The 19,659-nt window shown below is 68.0% G+C and carries 17 protein-coding genes; 14 read left to right on the top strand and 3 right to left on the bottom strand.

The features are described from left to right. Positions 1-56: 56 nt before the first annotated feature. A complete protein-coding gene (locus tag ACYAF3_RS25365) occupies positions 57-518 on the bottom strand; it encodes an Lrp/AsnC family transcriptional regulator (RefSeq protein WP_003089245.1) in 462 nt (153 codons plus the stop codon). A gap of 309 nt (positions 519-827) precedes the next feature. Here ACYAF3_RS25365 and ACYAF3_RS25360 point away from each other — a divergent pair, with 309 nt between their 5' ends. Genes ACYAF3_RS25360 through lpdA form a run of 4 tightly spaced genes read left to right on the top strand, consistent with a single transcriptional unit; the run spans position 828 to position 5,779 of the window. After that, complete coding sequence (locus ACYAF3_RS25360) at positions 828-2,060, top strand: 3-methyl-2-oxobutanoate dehydrogenase (2-methylpropanoyl-transferring) subunit alpha (protein WP_003111886.1); 1,233 nt, start codon at positions 828-830, stop codon at positions 2,058-2,060. After that, positions 2,057-3,109: an alpha-ketoacid dehydrogenase subunit beta gene (locus tag ACYAF3_RS25355; RefSeq protein ID WP_003089248.1), complete on the top strand. Its 1,053-nt coding sequence runs from the start codon at positions 2,057-2,059 to the stop codon at positions 3,107-3,109. Before ACYAF3_RS25360 ends, ACYAF3_RS25355 begins: the two co-directional genes overlap by 4 nt. Further along, on the top strand, positions 3,110-4,381 hold the full coding sequence (locus ACYAF3_RS25350; RefSeq protein WP_003144147.1) for a dihydrolipoamide acetyltransferase family protein: 1,272 nt from the start codon (positions 3,110-3,112) through the stop codon (positions 4,379-4,381). It abuts the gene before it with no gap. A 3-nt stretch (positions 4,382-4,384) separates the two neighbouring features. Beyond that, positions 4,385-5,779, top strand: a complete 1,395-nt coding sequence (lpdA, locus tag ACYAF3_RS25345; protein WP_003120146.1) for a dihydrolipoyl dehydrogenase — start codon at positions 4,385-4,387, stop codon at positions 5,777-5,779. A gap of 132 nt (positions 5,780-5,911) precedes the next feature. Here lpdA and ACYAF3_RS25340 read toward each other — a convergent pair whose 3' ends face one another. After that, positions 5,912-6,730, bottom strand: a complete 819-nt coding sequence (locus tag ACYAF3_RS25340) for a transcriptional regulator (RefSeq protein ID WP_003117809.1) — start codon at positions 6,728-6,730, stop codon at positions 5,912-5,914. A 168-nt stretch (positions 6,731-6,898) separates the two neighbouring features. Between ACYAF3_RS25340 and ACYAF3_RS25335 the strand changes: the two genes are divergently transcribed. The 6 genes from ACYAF3_RS25335 to pvcD all read left to right on the top strand — a co-directional run bounded on the left by ACYAF3_RS25335 (position 6,899) and on the right by pvcD (position 13,718). Beyond that, positions 6,899-8,344, top strand: coding sequence for an alanine/glycine:cation symporter family protein (locus ACYAF3_RS25335; RefSeq protein ID WP_003113731.1), 1,446 nt, complete (start codon positions 6,899-6,901; stop codon positions 8,342-8,344). A 99-nt stretch (positions 8,345-8,443) separates the two neighbouring features. Beyond that, complete coding sequence (locus ACYAF3_RS25330) at positions 8,444-9,430, top strand: asparaginase (protein WP_003117810.1); 987 nt, start codon at positions 8,444-8,446, stop codon at positions 9,428-9,430. A gap of 214 nt (positions 9,431-9,644) precedes the next feature. Continuing rightward, a complete protein-coding gene (pvcA, locus tag ACYAF3_RS25325) occupies positions 9,645-10,631 on the top strand; it encodes a paerucumarin biosynthesis protein PvcA (protein ID WP_003089256.1) in 987 nt (328 codons plus the stop codon). Between the two features lie 17 nt (positions 10,632-10,648). Continuing rightward, positions 10,649-11,524 carry a paerucumarin biosynthesis oxygenase PvcB gene (gene pvcB, locus ACYAF3_RS25320; protein WP_023115339.1) on the top strand — a complete coding sequence of 292 codons (876 nt, stop codon included), beginning with the start codon at positions 10,649-10,651 and terminating at the stop codon, positions 11,522-11,524. A 51-nt stretch (positions 11,525-11,575) separates the two neighbouring features. Beyond that, on the top strand, positions 11,576-13,078 hold the full coding sequence (gene pvcC / locus ACYAF3_RS25315; protein ID WP_128669735.1) for a paerucumarin biosynthesis protein PvcC: 1,503 nt from the start codon (positions 11,576-11,578) through the stop codon (positions 13,076-13,078). Continuing rightward, a complete protein-coding gene (pvcD, locus tag ACYAF3_RS25310; protein WP_003122751.1) occupies positions 13,071-13,718 on the top strand; it encodes a paerucumarin biosynthesis heme-binding protein PvcD in 648 nt (215 codons plus the stop codon). The genes pvcC and pvcD overlap by 8 nt, the downstream gene beginning before the upstream one ends. Before the next feature lie 236 nt (positions 13,719-13,954). Here pvcD and ptxR read toward each other — a convergent pair whose 3' ends face one another. Beyond that, entirely contained in the window at positions 13,955-14,893 is a 939-nt protein-coding gene (gene ptxR / locus ACYAF3_RS25305) for an HTH-type transcriptional regulator PtxR (protein ID WP_003089264.1), read from the bottom strand. Positions 14,894-15,454: 561 nt separating this feature from the next. Here ptxR and ptxS point away from each other — a divergent pair. From ptxS to ACYAF3_RS25285, 4 genes are all read left to right on the top strand, one after another. After that, complete coding sequence (gene ptxS, locus ACYAF3_RS25300; protein ID WP_003113738.1) at positions 15,455-16,477, top strand: transcriptional regulator PtxS; 1,023 nt, start codon at positions 15,455-15,457, stop codon at positions 16,475-16,477. Positions 16,478-16,548: 71 nt separating this feature from the next. Further along, positions 16,549-17,331, top strand: coding sequence for a sugar phosphate isomerase/epimerase family protein (locus ACYAF3_RS25295; protein ID WP_003113739.1), 783 nt, complete (start codon positions 16,549-16,551; stop codon positions 17,329-17,331). Next, on the top strand, positions 17,324-18,274 hold the full coding sequence (locus ACYAF3_RS25290) for a sugar kinase (RefSeq protein ID WP_003158932.1): 951 nt from the start codon (positions 17,324-17,326) through the stop codon (positions 18,272-18,274). The genes ACYAF3_RS25295 and ACYAF3_RS25290 overlap by 8 nt, the downstream gene beginning before the upstream one ends. A 62-nt stretch (positions 18,275-18,336) precedes the next feature. Continuing rightward, positions 18,337-19,644: an MFS transporter gene (locus tag ACYAF3_RS25285; RefSeq protein ID WP_003113740.1), complete on the top strand. Its 1,308-nt coding sequence runs from the start codon at positions 18,337-18,339 to the stop codon at positions 19,642-19,644. Positions 19,645-19,659 lie beyond the last annotated feature (15 nt).

Below are 19,659 nucleotides of genomic sequence, written 5' to 3'. Positions count from 1 at the left end.
CGTAACGTTACGCAATCAGAATAGCGTAACGTTACGCAGATAGACAGGGTCTATGCTTAGAGCGGCGGGGCCGAGCGCAGCATCACCGACTTCAGCGCGAAGGCCGACTTGATGCCAGCCACGCCGGGAATGCAGGTCAGGGTATTGGTGAGGAACGCCTGGTAGGCGGCGAGATCCTTGACCACAACCCGCAGCATGTAGTCCGCATCGCCGGTCATCTGGAAACAGCTCATGACCTGCGGCGCATCGACGATGCGTTCCTCGAAGCGAGCGAGGTAGTCGCCGGTCTGCTTTTCCAGGGACACCGAGACGAACACGCTCATCGCCCCGGACAGGCGCTCCTCGTCGAGCCGGGCGAAGTAGCCCTGGATGTAGTGTTCCTCTTCCAGGCGGCGTACCCGGCGCAGCGTCGGCGTCAGCGACAGGCCGACCTTCTGGGCGAGATCGCGCCAGCTCAGGCGGCCGTCGTCGGCCAGGGCACGGAGGATTTTCAGGTCGATGCGGTCGAGTTCAGCCATGGTGCGTTGTTTCTCTTGTTAGCAATTCTTGTAGTTCAAACAACCCAATACTGCCGGAATACCTTAGTCAATTTGGAGCAAAAAACTAGCACCCGAAGCCTATACTGAAATTACAAAAACAAAACCCGAGGGCCTCACCATGAGTGACGTCACCCAGTACGACCGCGCCTGCCGTACCCCGGCATGCCTGCAACCCGCCCCCACCCACAGGACGGGAACCCGCCATCCGCCCAGTCCGCCGCTTCGAGCGCCGTTCGCCCGTTTCTGATCTCTCCAACCGTTTGGCCCGGACCGGGCCGGAGGCCTGTCATGAGTGATTACGAGCCGTTGCGTCTGCATGTCCCGGAGCCCACCGGGCGTCCTGGCTGCAAGACCGACTTTTCCTATCTGCACCTGTCCCCCGCCGGCGAGGTACGCAAGCCGCCGGTGGATGTCGAGCCCGCCGAGACCAGCGACCTGGCCTACAGCCTGGTACGTGTGCTCGACGACGACGGCCACGCCGTCGGTCCCTGGAATCCGCAGCTCAGCAACGAACAACTGCTGCGCGGCATGCGGGCGATGCTCAAGACCCGCCTGTTCGACGCGCGCATGCTCACCGCGCAACGGCAGAAAAAGCTTTCCTTCTATATGCAATGCCTCGGCGAGGAAGCCATCGCCACCGCCCACACCCTGGCCCTGCGCGACGGCGACATGTGCTTTCCGACCTATCGCCAGCAAGGCATCCTGATCACCCGCGAATACCCGCTGGTGGACATGATCTGCCAGCTTCTCTCCAACGAGGCCGACCCGCTCAAGGGCCGCCAGCTACCGATCATGTACTCGAGCAAGGAGGCCGGTTTCTTCTCCATCTCCGGCAACCTCGCCACCCAGTTCATCCAGGCGGTCGGCTGGGGCATGGCCTCGGCGATCAAGGGCGACACGCGCATCGCCTCGGCCTGGATCGGCGACGGCGCTACCGCCGAGTCGGACTTCCACACCGCCCTCACCTTCGCCCATGTCTACCGCGCGCCGGTAATCCTCAACGTGGTCAACAACCAATGGGCGATCTCCACCTTCCAGGCCATCGCCGGCGGCGAAGGCACCACCTTCGCCAACCGTGGCGTGGGCTGCGGGATCGCCTCGCTGCGGGTCGACGGCAATGACTTCCTGGCGGTCTACGCCGCCTCCGAGTGGGCCGCCGAGCGCGCCCGGCGCAACCTCGGGCCGAGCCTGATCGAATGGGTCACCTACCGCGCCGGCCCGCACTCGACTTCGGACGACCCGTCCAAGTACCGCCCCGCCGACGACTGGACCAACTTCCCGCTGGGCGACCCGATCGCCCGCCTGAAGCGGCACATGATCGGCCTCGGCATCTGGTCGGAGGAACAGCACGAAGCCACCCACAAGGCCCTCGAAGCCGAAGTGCTGGCCGCGCAGAAACAGGCGGAGAGCCATGGCACCCTGATCGACGGCCGGGTGCCGAGCGCCGCCAGCATGTTCGAGGACGTCTATGCAGAACTGCCGGAGCACCTGCGCCGGCAACGCCAGGAGCTCGGGGTATGAATGCCATGAACCCGCAACACGAGAACGCCCAGACGGTCACCAGCATGACCATGATCCAGGCGCTGCGCTCGGCGATGGACATCATGCTCGAGCGCGACGACGACGTGGTGGTATTCGGCCAGGACGTCGGCTACTTCGGCGGCGTGTTCCGCTGCACCGAAGGCCTGCAGAAGAAATACGGCACCTCGCGGGTGTTCGATGCGCCGATCTCCGAGAGCGGCATCATCGGCGCCGCGGTCGGCATGGGTGCCTACGGCCTGCGCCCGGTGGTGGAGATCCAGTTCGCCGACTACGTCTACCCGGCCTCCGACCAGTTGATCTCCGAGGCGGCGCGCCTGCGCTATCGCTCGGCCGGCGACTTCATCGTGCCGATGACCGTACGCATGCCCTGTGGCGGCGGCATCTACGGCGGGCAAACGCACAGCCAGAGCCCGGAGGCGATGTTCACCCAGGTCTGCGGCCTGCGCACGGTGATGCCGTCCAACCCCTACGACGCCAAGGGCCTGCTGATCGCCTGCATCGAGAACGACGACCCGGTGATCTTCCTCGAGCCCAAGCGCCTCTACAACGGCCCGTTCGATGGCCACCACGACCGCCCGGTGACGCCCTGGTCCAAGCATCCGGCCAGCCAGGTGCCGGACGGCTACTACAAGGTGCCGCTGGACAAGGCGGCGATCGTCCGCCCCGGCGCAGCGCTGACCGTGCTGACCTACGGCACCATGGTCTACGTGGCCCAGGCCGCGGCCGACGAGACCGGCCTGGACGCCGAGATCATCGACCTGCGCAGCCTCTGGCCGCTGGACCTGGAAACCATCGTCGCCTCGGTGAAGAAGACCGGCCGCTGCGTCATCGCCCACGAGGCGACCCGCACCTGCGGGTTCGGCGCCGAGCTGATGTCGCTGGTGCAGGAGCATTGCTTCCACCACCTGGAGGCGCCGATAGAGCGCGTCACCGGTTGGGACACCCCCTACCCGCATGCCCAGGAGTGGGCGTATTTCCCCGGCCCCGCGCGCGTCGGCGCGGCATTCAAGCGTGTGATGGAGGTCTGAATGGGTACCCATGTGATCAAGATGCCGGACATCGGGGAAGGCATCGCCGAGGTCGAACTGGTGGAGTGGCATGTCCAGGTCGGCGACTCGGTCAATGAAGACCAGGTCCTCGCCGAGGTGATGACCGACAAGGCCACGGTGGAGATTCCCTCGCCGGTGGCCGGACGCATCCTCGCCCTCGGCGGCCAGCCGGGCCAGGTGATGGCGGTGGGCGGCGAACTGATCCGCCTGGAGGTGGAAGGCGCCGGCAACCTCGCCGAGAGTCCGGCCGCGCCCGTCGCCGCCACCCCGGAGAAACCGAAGGGAGCCCCGGTCGCGGCGCCGAAAGCCGCCGCCGAAGCGCCGCGCGCCTTGCGCGACAGCGAGGCGCCACGGCAGCGGCGCCAGCCCGGCGAACGCCCGCTGGCCTCCCCCGCGGTGCGCCAGCGCGCCCGCGACCTGGGCATCGAGTTGCAGTTCGTGCAGGGCAGCGGTCCCGCCGGACGCGTCCTCCACGAGGACCTCGATGCCTACCTGACCCAGGATGGCAGCGTCGCGCGCAGCGGCGGCGCCGCGCAGGGGTATGCCGAGCGACACGACGAACAGGCGGTGCCGGTGATCGGCCTGCGTCGCAAGATCGCCCAGAAGATGCAGGACGCCAAGCGACGCATCCCGCATTTCAGCTATGTCGAGGAAATCGACGTCACCGATCTGGAAGCCCTGCGCGCCCATCTCAACCAGAAATGGGGTGGCCAGCGCGGCAAGCTGACCCTGCTGCCGTTCCTGGTCCGCGCCATGGTCGTGGCGCTGCGCGACTTCCCGCAGTTGAACGCGCGCTACGACGACGAGGCCGAGGTGGTCACCCGCTACGGCGCGGTGCACGTCGGCATCGCCACCCAGAGCGACAACGGCCTGATGGTGCCGGTGCTGCGCCACGCCGAATCGCGCGACCTCTGGGGCAACGCCAGCGAAGTGGCGCGCCTGGCCGAAGCCGCACGCAGCGGCAAGGCGCAACGCCAGGAGCTGTCCGGCTCGACCATCACCCTGAGCAGCCTCGGCGCGCTCGGCGGGATCGTCAGCACACCGGTGATCAACCATCCGGAGGTGGCCATCGTCGGCGTCAACCGCATCGTCGAGCGACCGATGGTGGTCGGCGGCAACATCGTCGTGCGCAAGATGATGAACCTCTCCTCCTCCTTCGACCACCGGGTCGTCGACGGGATGGACGCGGCGGCCTTCATCCAGGCCGTGCGCGGCCTGCTCGAACATCCTGCCACCCTGTTCCTGGAGTAAGCGATGAGCCAGATCCTGAAGACTTCCCTGCTGATCGTCGGCGGCGGTCCCGGCGGCTACGTCGCGGCGATCCGTGCCGGGCAACTGGGCATTCCCACCGTACTGGTGGAGGGCGCCGCCCTCGGCGGCACCTGCCTGAACGTCGGCTGCATCCCGTCGAAGGCGCTGATCCACGCCGCCGAGGAATACCTCAAGGCCCGCCACTATGCCGGCCGGTCGGCGCTGGGCATCCAGGTACAGGCGCCGAGCATCGACATCGCCCGCACCGTGGAATGGAAGGACGCCATCGTCGACCGCCTCACCAGCGGCGTCGCCGCGCTGCTGAAGAAACACGGGGTCGATGTCGTCCAGGGCTGGGCGAGGATCCTCGACGGCAAAAGCGTGGCGGTCGAACTCGCCGGCGGCGGCAGCCAGCGCATCGAGTGCGAGCACCTGCTGCTGGCCGCCGGCTCGCAGAGCGTCGAGCTACCGATCCTGCCGCTGGGCGGCAAGGTGATCTCCTCCACCGAGGCGCTGGCGCCCGGCAGCCTGCCCAAGCGCCTGGTGGTGGTCGGCGGCGGCTACATCGGCCTGGAGCTGGGTACCGCCTACCGCAAGCTCGGCGTCGAGGTAGCGGTGGTGGAAGCGCAACCGCGCATCCTGCCGGGCTACGACGAGGAACTGACCAAGCCGGTAGCCCAGGCCTTGCGCAAACTGGGCGTCGAGCTGTACCTCGGGCACAGCCTGCTGGGCCCGAGCGAGAACGGCGTGCGGGTCCGCGACGGCGCCGGCGAGGAGCGCGAGATCGCCGCCGACCAGGTACTGGTGGCGGTCGGCCGCAAGCCGCGCAGCGAAGGCTGGAACCTGGAAAGCCTGGGCCTGGACATGAACGGCCGGGCGGTGAAGGTCGACGACCAGTGCCGCACCTCGATGCGCAATGTCTGGGCCATAGGCGATCTCGCCGGCGAGCCGATGCTCGCGCACCGGGCCATGGCCCAGGGCGAGATGGTCGCCGAGCTGATCGCCGGCAAGCGTCGCCAGTTCGCCCCGGTGGCGATCCCCGCGGTGTGCTTCACCGATCCGGAAGTGGTGGTCGCCGGGTTGTCCCCGGAGCAGGCGAAGGATGCCGGCCTGGACTGCCTGGTGGCGAGTTTCCCGTTCGCCGCCAACGGCCGCGCCATGACCCTGGAGGCCAACGAAGGCTTCGTCCGCGTGGTGGCGCGTCGCGACAACCACCTGGTTGTCGGCTGGCAGGCGGTGGGCAAGGCGGTCTCGGAACTGTCCACGGCCTTCGCCCAGTCGCTGGAGATGGGCGCCCGCCTGGAAGACATCGCCGGCACCATCCACGCCCATCCGACCCTCGGCGAAGCGGTCCAGGAAGCCGCCCTGCGCGCGCTGGGACACGCCCTGCACATCTGATTCCCGCGAACCTCGGTAGCCGGCCAACCACCGGCGCACATTACCCCCTTGCCCGTCGGGCAAGGGGGCTTTTTTCGTGGCCGCAAACCGGGTCGTCAGCAGGTCTCACCGCCCTGCGCGATCCCCCGCCCCTCACTCCGTCTCCAGCAACCCATGCCGCAAGCTCCCCGCCGCCAGGCGCTGGCGAATATCCTCGTCGATCCGCGGATCGTCCGGGCGGTACAGGCGCACCTGGCGGTAGGCGTTGATCCGGTTGATTTCCGCACCGAGGTACTCCCAGACCACCCGGCTGCATGCCGGGGTCCGCCGGTCACCGCTGGAAACGCCCATCTTCAGGCCGTTCAGGCGGGTGATACGGCTCTTGAAACTGGGAATGAGGATGGTCTGGCTCATCTCGTTGAGAGTCAGCGACTCGTAGTCGATCAGGAACACCCGGTCCTGCAACTGGAAGGCCGCGCCGAGATAGCGGCAACGCGCCCACTCCTCCGCCTGCACGTCGGTACTGCTGGTGCGCTCCTGGCGTTCCTGGCGCTCGAAGAGGAACACGCCGTCCTCCTCGTAGAGATGCACCAGGGAGAGCAGGATGCTGCCTGGCACCGACATGCAGTTGGCATATTCGAAGTAGTAGCCGCAGTAGCGGCCCAGGTCGCCGGCCTCGGCGCGCAGCGGTTGCAGCAGCCGCAACAGCGGGTCGTTGCTGGGCTGGCGCGGCTGGGCGCTGGTGCGGGCGCCGATCAGGCGGGCGAACTGCTCGGGCGGCAAGCCCAGCTCGTAGTCCTCGACGCCGAAGAAGTCGCCGATCCGCTTGCGGTTGTACGGCGTCGGCTGGCTCTGGCCGCTGAGGTACTTGTTGAACTGTGCGCGATTGATCGCCAATTGCCGGCAAACCTCGGAAATCGAGCGGTAATGGCTGCAAAGCAGCTTGAGATTGGCGCCCAGGTGCTCGGACATCGATGGCTCCAAAACTGATGCTATGGACGCGATTCTAGCATCAGGTCGCATCAAGCAGGAGCAACCCGCGAAATTGTAACCAGGTGCGTCATGGCCAACCATGCGCCGCGCACCAAGGCGCTGCCGCAGCGCACGCCGGTACCAGAATAAGAACCGAGGTAGACCTCCATGCTTGAAATGCTCAACGATTTCCTTTCCGGAAAAGTCCTCATCGTCCTGATCGTCGGCCTGGGTGCCTACTTCACGATCCGTTCGCGTTTCGTCCAGTTCCGCCACTTCGGCCACATGTTCGGCGTATTCAGGGAATCGCTGCGCGGCCAGGCCGGCCAGCTCAGTTCCTTCCAGGCCCTGATGCTGAGCCTCGCCGGCCGGGTCGGCGCCGGCAACATCGCCGGGGTCGGCATCGCCGTGACCCTCGGCGGTCCGGGGGCGGTGTTCTGGATGTGGGTCACCGCGCTGGTTGGCATGTCCAGCAGCTTCTTCGAATGCACCCTGGCCCAGGTCTACAAGCGCAGCGACGGCGACGGCCTGTATCGCGGCGGCCCGTCCTACTACATCCAGCACGGCCTGAAGCTGCGCTCGATGGCGGTGGTCTTCGCGGTACTCCTGCTGGTGACCTACGGCTTCGCCTTCAACGGCCTGCAGTCCTACACCGTCACCCATTCGCTGCAGAACGCCTTCGGCTTCGCCCCGCAGCACACCGGGATCGCCCTGGCGGTGCTGCTCGGCGTGGTCTTCATCGGCGGCATCAAGCGCATCGCCGCGGTCTCCGACCTGCTGGTGCCGATCAAGACCCTGGCCTACATCGGCGTCACCCTGTACGTCATCGCCAGCCAGATCGAGCACGTCCCGGCAATGCTGGAAACCATCGTCAAGAGCGCCTTCGGCCTAGACCCGGCGTTCGGCGGCCTGCTCGGCAGCGCCATCGTGATGGGCGTCAAGCGTGGCGTCTTCGCCAACGAGGCCGGCCTGGGCAGCGCGCCGAACGTCGCCGCGGTCGCCGCCGTGCGCCATCCGGCGGCACAGGGCGTGGTCCAGGCCTTCAGCGTGTTCCTCGACACCTTCGTGATCTGCACCTGCACCGCCCTGCTGATCCTGCTCTCGGGCTTCTACACCCCGGGCTTCGAAGGCGACGGCATCGTCCTCACCCAGAACTCCCTGGCCGCGGTGGTCGGCGACTGGGGCCGGGTGTTCGTCAGCGTGGCCCTGTCGCTGTTCGTCTTCACCTGCATCCTCTACAACTTCTACCTGGGCGAGAACAGCCTGCAGTTCCTCAGCCGCAACCGCCTGGTGCTGATCGGCTACCGCGCGCTGGTGCTGGCCCTGGTGGTCTGGGGCTCGGTGCAGGACCTGTCCACCGTGTTCGCCTTCGCCGACATCACCATGACCTGCCTGGCCTTCGTCAACCTGATGGCCCTGGCCCTGCTGTTCAAGGTCGGCCTGCGGGTGATGCGCGACTATGACGTGCAGCGCCGCGCCGGGATCAAGCAACCGGTGTTCGACTCGGCGCAGTTCGCCGACCTCGACCTGGACCGCGAAGCCTGGCCCGCCGGCCAGCGCGCCGAGCCCCCGGCGCAGGCGGACGCCGAGCCGCTGCCGAGCGGCAATCGCTGAGTCTCGCGCAGGCGCCCTCCCCCCGGAGCGGCGCCTGCGCCACAATGGTGTCCCCTCTTCGCACGTCCGGCGCGAAAAGGCCCGACACAAGGATTACGGATGCTCCCAGTCAAGAACCTCTTCGTGCTCTACACCGGCGGCACCATCGGCATGCTGCAGACCCCTCAGGGACTGGCTCCGGCCGGTGGCTTCGAAGCGCGCATGCGCGACCACCTGCAAAGCCTCGGCGACGCCCCGGACCTGCGCTGGCGCTTCGCCGAACTGCAACCGCCGCTGGACAGCGCCAACATGACCCAGGGCAACTGGCTGGCGATGCGCGACGCCATCGTCGCCGCGCTCGACGCCGGCCACGACGGCGTGCTGCTCCTGCACGGCACCGACACCCTGGCCTACAGCGCCGCGGCGCTGTCCTTCCTGCTCCTCGACCTGCCGGTCCCGGTGCTGCTGACCGGCTCCATGCTGCCGGCCGGCGCGCCGGGCAGCGATGCCTGGGACAACCTGGTCGGCGCCCTGCGCGTCCTCCAGGAGGGCCACGCGCGCGGCGTACAGGTCTATTTCAACGATGCCCTGCTGCACGGCGCGCGAGTCAGCAAACTGCGCAGCGACGCGTTCGACGCCTTCGCCGAACTGCCGCGACCGCGCCACGCCGAGCATGCGCCGGTGCCTGCGGCGCTCGGCTACCGCCAGCCGCGCCGGGAAGTGAACCTCGCCGTGCTGCCGCTCTATCCAGGGCTGCGCGCCGCGCACCTGCGCGGGCTGCTCGACAGCGGCGTGGAAGCGCTGCTGCTGGAATGCTATGGCAGCGGCACCGGCCCGTCCGACGACGAGGAGCTGCTGGCGCTGCTGCGCGAAGCCCACGCCCGCGGCGTGCTGCTCGCCGCGGTCAGCCAGTGCGCCTACGGCCAGGTCGAGTTCGGCGTCTACGCCGCCGGCAGCCGCCTGCGCGACGCCGGCCTGCTCTCGGCTGGCGGAATGACCCGCGAGGCGGCCCTGGGCAAGCTCTTCGGCCTGCTCGGCGCCGGCCTCGGACGCGACGAAGCGCAACGCTGGTTCGCCCTCGACCTGTGCGGCGAGAACGCCGACTGACCGCCCTGCGGCCGCCCGCCGGCGGCCGCTTCCTTCAGCCCTCCCCGCGATACGCGACAACGCCGGCGGCCCGCCCGTGCCCGGCGCCCATCGTCAAGCTTCAGCGAACAGTGTTTCCGGCCTTCCCCGGTTTATCCCCCGGCGGCGAGTCCACAGGATGTCGCCTTCCGCTGCCGGCCCCGCCGGCATCCGCCCACAAGGAGGAAACACCTGCATGTACGCCATCGCCGAAGACACCCTTCCCGCACGCGTATTGAAAGAACTGTTGCTCTATCGCCGCCGTTACCCCGAGCATCGCCAGAGCGCCAGCGAAGCGGACGAGATCCGCCGCATCGAACAGGTCCAGTTGCCGCGCATCGCCGCCTTCATCGAAGCCGGCGAGCCCATCGAATTCGTCCTGCCGGCGTTTCCGGCCAAGTCGCCGAACCCCGGCAAGGTCCTCGACAGCCGTCCGGACATGGCCGAGCGCCTGTCGCTGTCGTTCCTCAACCACCTGTGCCAGCGCATCCAGCTGTTCTATGCACCGGGCGCGAAGATCACCGTCTGCTCCGACGGCCGGGTGTTCGGCGACCTGGTGAGGATCGGCGATGCGCACATCAGCGCCTACCAGGATGCCTTGCGCCTGATGATCGAGGAGATCGGCGCCACCCATATCGGCGTGTTCAACCTGGAGGACGTACGCGCCTTCGAGGCCCAGCGCGACAACCACGAGCAGCTCCGCCAGTTGCTGATCGACGGCTACGCCGAGCCGCTGGAAAGCATCCGCGAGACCCTGCTGGCCAGCGAAGAAGGCCTGCTGCTGTACCGCGCCATCACCCGTTTCCTCTACGAGGACGGCCTGACCCCCGACTACCAGGGCTCGAAGACTGCCCTGCAACGCGACGCCAAGGAGCGCGCCTACGGGGTGATCCAGCGCAGCTGGGCCTGGGGCGCGCTGCTGGCCGACCAGTTCCCCCGCGCGATCCGCCTGTCCATCCATCCGCAGCCGGCGGACAGTCTGAAGTTCGGCATCCACATGATGCCGACCCGCGACGACTGGCTGACGCCCTGGCACGGCGTGGCGGTGAACACCGAGGACCGCTTCGTGCTGATGAAGCGCAGCGAGGTGCTGGAACTCGGCGGCGAGCTGGTGCAGATCAACGGCCAGCCCAGTCACTACCGCCTGCCGGCCAGGGCCGCCCGGCGCGCCGCCGTGGCCTGAGCCCGAGGAGCCAGACGATGAACGCCTATCTCAGCGATCAACCGGTACGTCTCTCGCCGCTGCGCGACGAACAGGGCAACCAGCCGCGCTTCGGCCTGCTGCTGGAGCCCGGCCGCCCCGGCATGCACGTCGGCGAACTGCCGGCGCAGTGGCTCAAGGGCCTGGCTCGCAGCCACCACCTGCTGCTCCTGCGCGGCTTCGCCGCCTTCGCCGACGCCGAGAGCCTGACCCGCTACTGCCACGACTTCGGCGAAGTCATGCTGTGGCCGTTCGGCGCGGTGCTCGAGCTGGTGGAACAGGAAGGCGCCGAGGACCACATCTTCGCCAACAACTACGTGCCGCTGCACTGGGACGGCATGTACCTGGAGACGGTCCCGGAATTCCAGGTGTTCCACTGTGTCGACGCGCCCGGCGACAGCGACGGCGGCCGCACCACCTTCAGCTCGACCCCGGCGGCGCTGCAACTGGCCGACAGTAGCGAGCTGGAACTCTGGCGCCGCGCCAGCGGCCGGTACCAGCGCAGCGCGGCGCACTACAGCAGCCGCTCGGCGGCGCCGATAGTCGAGCGCCACCCGCGCCGCGAATTCCCCATCCTGCGTTTCTGCGAACCGCCGCTCGAGGGCGACGCCAGCTTCATCAACCCCTCCGAGTTCCACTACGACGGCATCGCCCCGGAACAGCGCGGCGAACTGCTCGACAGCCTGCGCCGCTGCCTGTACCACCCACAGGCGCACTACGCCCACCGCTGGCGCAGCGACGACCTGGTGATCGCCGACAACCTGACCCTGTTGCACGGTCGCGAGGCCTTCGCCCACCGCGCGCCGCGCCACCTGCGGCGGGTGCATATCCACGCCGAGCCGGCGCTGCGCAACCCGCACCTGCAGCGCGACTGACCGCCCCGCCGGCCGTGCGCGCCACGGCCGGCGTCCCGACAAGGAACCAGCATGAGCCATTCCGTCCCCAACGCGCTGATGACCGGCGCCGACTATCTCGACAGCCTGCGCGACGGTCGCCAGGTCTACCTCAACGGCGAACGGGTCGCCGACGTCACCCGGCACAGGGCGTTCCGCAACGCCTGCCGCAGCATCGCCGGGCTCTACGACGGCCTCCACGGCGAGCAGCGCGACGTCCTCACCCGGGTCGATGCCCAGGGCCGCCGCAGCCACCGCTTCTTCACCCCCGCGCAGAACGCCGAGGACCTGCTCGGCGCGCGCGACGCGATCGGCTGCTGGTCGCGTATAACCTACGGCTTCATGGGGCGTACCCCGGACTACAAGGCGGCGTTCATGTCCGGGCTGGAGGCCGGCGCCGGCTTCTACGGCGACTACCGGCAGAACGCCTGCGCCTGGCACCGCGCCTTCGCCGACCGCGGGCTGTTCCTCAACCACGCGATCATCAATCCGCCGCTGGACCGCAGCAAGGCGATCCACGAGATGCGCGACGTGTTCGTCCACGTCGAACGCGAGACCGACCAGGGTATCGTCGTCAGCGGGGCGAAGATGCTCGCCACCGGCAGCGCCATCACCAACGCCACCTTCGTCGCCCCGGTCGCCTCGGCGCAGATGGAAGCCGGCAAGGCCGAGGACTTCGCCCTGGTGTTCTTCGCCCGCATGGACAACCCCGGCCTGCGCCTGATGTGCCGGCCATCCTACGAGGAGCGCGCGAGCAGTCCCTTCGACTATCCGCTGTCCAGCCGCTTCGACGAGAACGACAGCGTGCTGCTGTTCGACAAGGCGCTGATTCCCTGGGAGGACGTCCTGGTCTACCGCGACCTGCGCCGCGCCACCGGCTTCTATGCCGAGTCGGGCTTCGCCAACCTGTACAACTTCCAGTCCGGCATCCGCCTCGGGGTGAAGCTGGAGCTGATGATCGGCCTGCTTTCCCTCGGCGTGCGCGCCAATGGCACCCAGAGCTTCCGCGGGATACAGGCTGCCCTCGGCGAGCTGATCGCCCTGCAGCACCTGCTGCAGGCGCTGACCACCGCCATGGCCCGCGACCCGGAGCGCAACGCCGCCGGGTCGGCGGTGCCGCGCCTGGAGTACGCCAATGCCCTGCGCATCCAGGTGCCGCAGATCTGGAAGCGGGTCCGCGAGCTGCTGGAAAGCGCCCTCGGCGGCGCCCCGCTGGTCACCGTCTCGGGCGCCGCCGACCTGCGCGACGGCGAGGCGCGGCGGCTGGTGGACAGCTACTACCGCGGTGCCGAGCTGGAGCCGGAGCAGCGCCTGAAGCTGTTCAAGCTGATCTGGGACGCCACCGGCAGCGAGTTCGGCGCGCGCCACGCGGTCTATGAGAGCCATTATTCCGGCAATGCCGAGCAGATCCGCCTCGACTCGCTGGCCTGGGCCAGCCGTCGCGGGCACCTGGCCTACTGCGAGGCGATGGTCCAGCGCTGCATGGCCGACTACGACATCCACGGCTGGCTGCGGGGGCCCTGGCAGCATGACTGAGCGCAAACGCTGGCTGGCCGGCTGCCTCTCGGCCCTGCTTTCCCTGCCGCTGGCCGCCGCCGTGCCGGGCCCGGACGCGCCCGCCGACCTGGCGCGCGGCAAGGCGATGGCGCAGAAAATGTGCTCGCGCTGCCACGACGACGACGGCAACGGCGGGCCGCGGCCGAACCGCAGCTACCCGAAGCTCGCCGGGCTCGACCGGGAATACCTGTACAAGCAGATCTACGACCTCAAGACCCAGCGCCGGCGCAACCCGGCCACCAACGGCCGCGGCGAGGAGCTGAGCGCGGCGGACGTGGTCAACGTCTCCGCCTGGTTCGCCGCCCAGCGCATGAGTGCCGGCGAACAGACCCTGGCCGACCCGAGGCAACGCGAACGCGGCCGCCAGCTCTTCGAGAACGGCCTGGCGCAGCGCGGCGTACCGCCCTGCGTCACCTGCCACGGGCCCGCCGCCCAGGGCCTGGCGGCGCTGAAGGCGCCGCGCCTTGCCGGGCAATGGGCGGAATACCTGGCAACCCAGTTGCACGGCTTCCGCGACGGCAAGCGTGGCAACAGCGCGACCATGCGCGCGGTCGCCGGCGGCCTGGAGGATAGCGACATCCAGGCGCTCGCCGGCTACCTGGGCAGCCTGGGGCCGTAGGGCGAATAACCGCTCGCGGTTATCCGCCGCCTATCCGCGACGTCGGCGGCGGATAACGCCTGTGGCGTTATTCGCCCTACGCCAGTTGGAATGGCTTGCGACCGAGATGCTGCCGAAGCCCGATCCGTAGGGCGAATAACCGCTCGCGGTTATCCGCCGCCTATCCGTGACGTCGGCGGCGGATAACGCCTGTGGCGTTATTCGCCCTACAGCCCCCCCAGCACGGATGCCCGGCCTCATTCGCTCTGCGCCAGGCGGAACGGCTCGCGACCGAGATGCTCGCGCAGCGACTCGATGAACGCCCTGACCCGCACCGGCATGTAGCGCGCCGAGGGGTACAGGGCATAGATGCCGCCCTGCGGCAGGCGCCAACCGGGCAGCAGCCGGACCAGCCGTCCGCGGGCGATCTCGCGGGCTACCAGGAAGCTTGGCAGCACGCTGACGCCGGCACCGTCGAGCACCAGGCGGTACACCGCCAGGGTGTTGTTCGCCAGCAGGCGCCCTCGGGTCTGTACCGTGGCACGCTCGCGCTGGCGTTCGAAGGTCCAGGTCCAGGGCGTGCTCAGGCGGGTATGGCCGATCCATTCGCAACGCGCCAGGTCGTGCGGCTGGAGCACCGGCGGCAGGCCGGCGAGGTATCCCGGCGTCGCCACGGCAACCTGCTGGAAGTCGCACAGCTTGCTGGCATGCAGGCCGGAGTCGCGCGGCCAGCCGATACGTACCGCGAGATCGATGCGCTGGCCGACCAGATCGCTGAACTGGTCATCGGCCAGCATTTCCACCTGGACCTTGGGAAACTGCCGGATGAACGCCGCGGAAACGCTGCTGATGTGCCATTTAACGAAGTCCTGCGGCGCGGTGATGCGCAACCGGCCACTGGGCTCGCCCTGCAGGTCGCGCACATCGGAGAGCGCGCCGTCCAGCTCGCCGAGCATGCGCTGGGCCACGCCGAACAGCAGTTCGCCGCGATCGGTAAGGGTCATGCGACGGGTGGTACGGGTCAGCAACTGGATCCCGAGGTCGGCCTCCAGGCGTCGCAACTGCTCGCTGAGTAGCGATTTCGACAAGCCCAGGGCCTCCGCCGCGGCGGTGAAGCTGTTGTGTTCGGCGACGGCGACGAAGGCATACAAGTGATTCAGGTTCAGATGATTCAATCGCTCCAGGGCGGCGCTCATCCTGTCATTCCTTAGCCGGGAAGTGGGTCCGGACGGGTCTTGTCGAAAAATCCTGCTGCGACGGAACGGCGGCATTCGACAGGACCCGCAACGATCGGTGAGCGTGATGACGCGACCGGGCGGTCAGGTCGTCGATAAAGACCGCCAGGCGCGCATAAGTTTCAGCGCGCCACCTTCGTTTTCCGATAAATGAGAACTGCTTCAGACGGTCGGCCGGGTGCTTTTCATGTCAGCGAAGCTCGCCTGATTGATCGCTTTCTACCGACAAAACCTTCTTAAAGTAGTTTCTCAAGTATTGGACAACTTCCTTTTTATTTATGGAGATATGGCACATTCATTCCATTCGACATTAATAATTGCAAATCATCATTCGAAACGATTATTCGGTTTTCATGAACAACGTCCTGGCCTCATGCCTGGCTCGGCCCCGGTAGGCGTTTTTTTCCCGTTGACGGGCATCGGCCTTCTGGTATTTTCTGAAACCGGTTTCAACTCCTGGCATCCGCTGGCGAAGACCAGCCGGACACACCAATAAGAACAGCACCAAGAGGTACCAGGTCCGTGAATGGTTCAGTACTGCCCAGCCGTGGCCGCGTCACCATCAACCAGGTGGCCGAGGCCGCCGGCGTCTCCAAGGCTAGCGTGTCGCGCTATATCGGCGGCGACCGCCAGTTGCTCGCCGATGCCACCGCCCGGCGCATCGAGCGCGCCATCGACCAGCTCGACTACCGCCCCAACCAGATGGCCCGAGGCCTCAAGCGCGGGCGCACACGGCTGATCGGAATGCTGGTGGCGGACATCCTCAACCCCTACTCCGTGGCCGTCATGCATGGCGTGGAAACCGCCTGCCGCGAACACGGCTACAGCCTGGTGGTGTGCAATACCGACCGCGACGACGAGCAGGAGCGTCATCACCTGGCCGCCCTGCAGTCCTACAACGTCGAAGGACTGATCGTGAACACCCTCGGCCACCATCCCGGCGAATTGCGCGCCCTGCACCGCGAACTGCCGATGGTGCTGGTGGACCGCCAGTTGGCCGAGCTGGATACCGACCTGGTCGGCCTGGACAACGCCGACGCCGTCGAACAGGCCCTCGACCACCTGCAGCACCGCGGCTTCCGCGACATCCTGCTGGTCACCGAACCGCTCGACGGCACCAGCTCGCGGATCGAGCGGGTCCAGGCCTTCAATGCCTCCATCGGCCGGCGACCGGCGCTCAAGGGCCAGGTCCTGCAAACCGACGACTTCTTCCGCGACGGCCTGCGCGCCTTCCTTTCGGCCAGCGGCCCCGGGCCGAAGGCGCTGTTCACCTGCAACGGCGTCGCCACCCTCTGCGCCACCCGCCAACTGCGCGACCTCGGCTGCCGGCTGTTCGATGAGGTCGGCCTGCTGGCCCTGGACGAACTCGACTGGTACCCACTGGTGGGCAGCGGCATCACCGCCCTCGCCCAACCCACCGACGAAATCGGCCGCACCGCCTTCGAGCGCCTCCTGGCGCGACTCGAAGGCGACCGCGAGCCGGCGCGCCGGGTGACCTTCCCGGCGCAACTGATCGTTCGCGGCTCGACCCATCCACGCGGCTAGCGGCCCGCCGCCGGCGCGTTGCCGGCGGCTTTCGCACGGCTTGAAATGAAACCGGTTTCAGAGGATCGCCAATGTCCCTTCACCCCGTCTCCATCAGTCTTTCCAGCTATGGCGCGGACCTCGTTCGCAGTCGCGGCCAGGCCAGCTTCCTGCCCTTGCTGGCGATGGCCGGCGCGCAGCGCGTGGAACTGCGCGAGGAACTCTTCGCCGGCCCGCCGGATACCGAGGCGTTGACCGCCGCCATCCAGTTGCAGGGGCTGGAGTGCGTGTTCTCCTCACCCCTCGAGCTGTGGCGCGAAGACGGCCAGTTGAACCCCGAGCTGGAGCCGACCCTGCGCCGCGCCGAAGCTTGCGGAGCCGGATGGCTCAAGGTCTCGCTCGGCCTTCTGCCGGAACAGCCCGATCTCGCCGCCCTCGGCCGGCGCCTGGCGCGCCACGGCTTGCAACTGCTGGTGGAGAACGACCAGACGCCCCAGGGCGGCCGGATCGAGGTGCTGGAACGCTTCTTCCGCCTCGCCGAACGCCAGCAGCTGGACCTGGCGATGACCTTCGACATCGGCAACTGGCGCTGGCAGGAGCAGGCGGCCGACGAAGCCGCCCTGCGCCTTGGCCGCTATGTCGGCTACGTGCACTGCAAGGCGGTGATCCGCAACCGCGACGGCAAGCTGGTCGCGGTGCCGCCGTCGGCCGCCGACCTGCAGTACTGGCAGCGCCTGCTGCAGCATTTCCCGGAAGGCGTGGCGCGGGCCATCGAATACCCGCTGCAGGGCGACGACCTGCTCAGTCTCAGCCGCCGGCACATCGCCGCCCTCGCCCGCCTCGGCCAGCCCCAGGAGGAACGCCAGCATGGCTGACTTCGAGATCCTCTGCTTCGGCGAGACCATGGCCATGTTCGTCGCCGAACAGCCCGGCGAACTGGACCGGGTCGAGCAGTTCGGCAAGCGCATCGCCGGCGCCGACAGCAACGTCGCCATCGGCCTCGCCCGCCTCGGCTTCGCGGTGGCCTGGCTGAGCCGGGTCGGCGACGACTCGCTCGGCCGCTTCGTACTCGACAGCCTGACCCGCGAGGGCCTCGACTGCCGCTTCGTCGAGGTCGACGCGCAAGCGCCCACCGGGTTCCAGATGAAGTCCCGCGAGGTCGATGGTGCCGACCCGCGGGTCGAGTACTTCCGCCGCGGCTCGGCGGCCAGCCGGCTGGGCCTCGCCCATATCCGCGAAGAAATGCTCGGCGCCCGCCACCTGCACGCCACCGGCATTCCGCCGGCACTCTCGGCGAGTGCCTGCGAGCTGTCCCACGAACTGATGCGGCGCATGCGCGGCAGGGGCGCCAGCCTGTCCTTCGATCCCAACCTGCGGCCCTCGCTGTGGCCCAGCGAGCGCCGCATGATCGCCGAGATCAACGCCCTCGCCGCGCATGCCCACTGGGTCCTGCCGGGCCTGGAGGAAGGCCGCCTGCTCAGCGGCTGGCAGGAACCCGCGGATATCGCCGCGTTCTACCTGGACATGGGCGTCGACGCGGTGGCGATCAAGCTCGGCCCGAGCGGCGCCTACTATCGCGATGCCCACGGCGAAGGGCTGGTCCCCGGCGTGCCGGTGGCGACCGTGGTGGACACCGTGGGCGCCGGCGACGGCTTCGCGGTCGGGGTGGTCAGCGCGCTGCTGGAAGGCCTGCCGCTGCCCGACGCGGTGGCGCGCGGCAACTGGATCGGCAGCCGCGCGGTACAGGTCCGCGGCGACATGGAGGGGCTGCCGAAACGCAGCCAACTGCTCGACCGCGAGCGCCGCAGGAGCGCCTGAACCCGCCGCCCACGCGGCACCTGTTGCGACAAGAACAAGACAAGCTCAGGAGATACCCGACCATGACCATGCCTCGCCTCGCCAGCAGCCGCTGGTGGTACATCATGCCGATCGTTTTCGTCACCTACAGCCTGGCCTACCTGGACCGCGCCAACTACGGCTTCGCCGCCGCCTCCGGGATGGCCGACGACCTGCGGATCACTCCCGGGCTGTCCTCGCTGCTGGGCGCGCTGTTCTTCCTCGGTTACTTCTTCTTCCAGGTGCCGGGGGCGATCTACGCGGAAAAGCGCAGCGTCAAGAAGCTGATCTTCGTCAGCCTGATCCTCTGGGGCGGACTGGCCACCCTGACCGGGATGGTCGCCAACGTCTATCTGCTGATCGGCATCCGCTTCCTCCTCGGCGTGGTCGAGGCGGCGGTGATGCCAGCGATGCTGGTCTACCTCTGCCACTGGTTCACCCGCGCCGAGCGCTCGCGGGCGAACACCTTCCTGATCCTCGGCAACCCGGTGACCATCCTCTGGATGTCGGTGGTCTCCGGCTACCTGGTGGAGCATTTCAGCTGGCGCTGGATGTTCATCATCGAAGGCCTGCCGGCGGTGATCTGGGCCTTCATCTGGTGGCGCCTGGTGGATGACCGCCCGCGCCAGGCCGCCTGGCTGAGCGGCTCGGAAAAACGCGACCTGGAAGACGCCCTGGCCGCCGAGCAGCAGGGCATCAAGCCAGTGAAGAACTACCGCGAGGCGTTCCGTTCGCCAAAGGTCATCGTCCTCTCGCTGCAGTATTTCTGCTGGAGCATCGGTGTCTATGGCTTCGTCCTCTGGCTGCCGTCGATCCTCAAGCACGGCGCCAACATCGACATCATAGAAGCCGGCTGGCTGTCGGCGCTGCCCTACCTGGCGGCGGTGATCGCCATGCTCGGGGTGTCCTGGGCCTCGGACCGGTTGCAGAAACGCAAGCGTTTCGTCTGGCCGCCGCTGCTCATCGCGTCCATCGCCTTCTACGGTTCCTACGCCCTCGGCAGCGAGCACTTCTGGCTGTCCTACGCCCTGCTGGTGCTGGCCGGGGCCTGCATGTACGCGCCCTACGGACCGTTCTTCGCCATCGTCCCGGAAGTCCTCCCGGCCAACGTCGCCGGCGGCGCCATGGCGCTGATCAACAGCATGGGCGCGCTGGGCTCGTTCTCCGGCTCCTGGCTGGTCGGCTACCTGAACGGCATCACCGGCGGGCCCGGGGCTTCCTATCTGTTCATGAGCGGAGCGCTGCTGCTGTCGGTGCTGCTCACCGTGTTCCTCAACCCGCACGCCGACAAGCGCGAGCCCGATGCCGCTCGCGCGCACGCCTCGCGGCGGGCGGCGCCGGCCCACCCCTGACCGACTCCGGAGCAT

The organism is Pseudomonas sp. TZ252 (assembly GCF_056110345.1).
The sequence above is the reverse complement of the archived record's forward strand: the minus strand, read 5'-3'. Positions and strand labels throughout refer to the sequence as shown.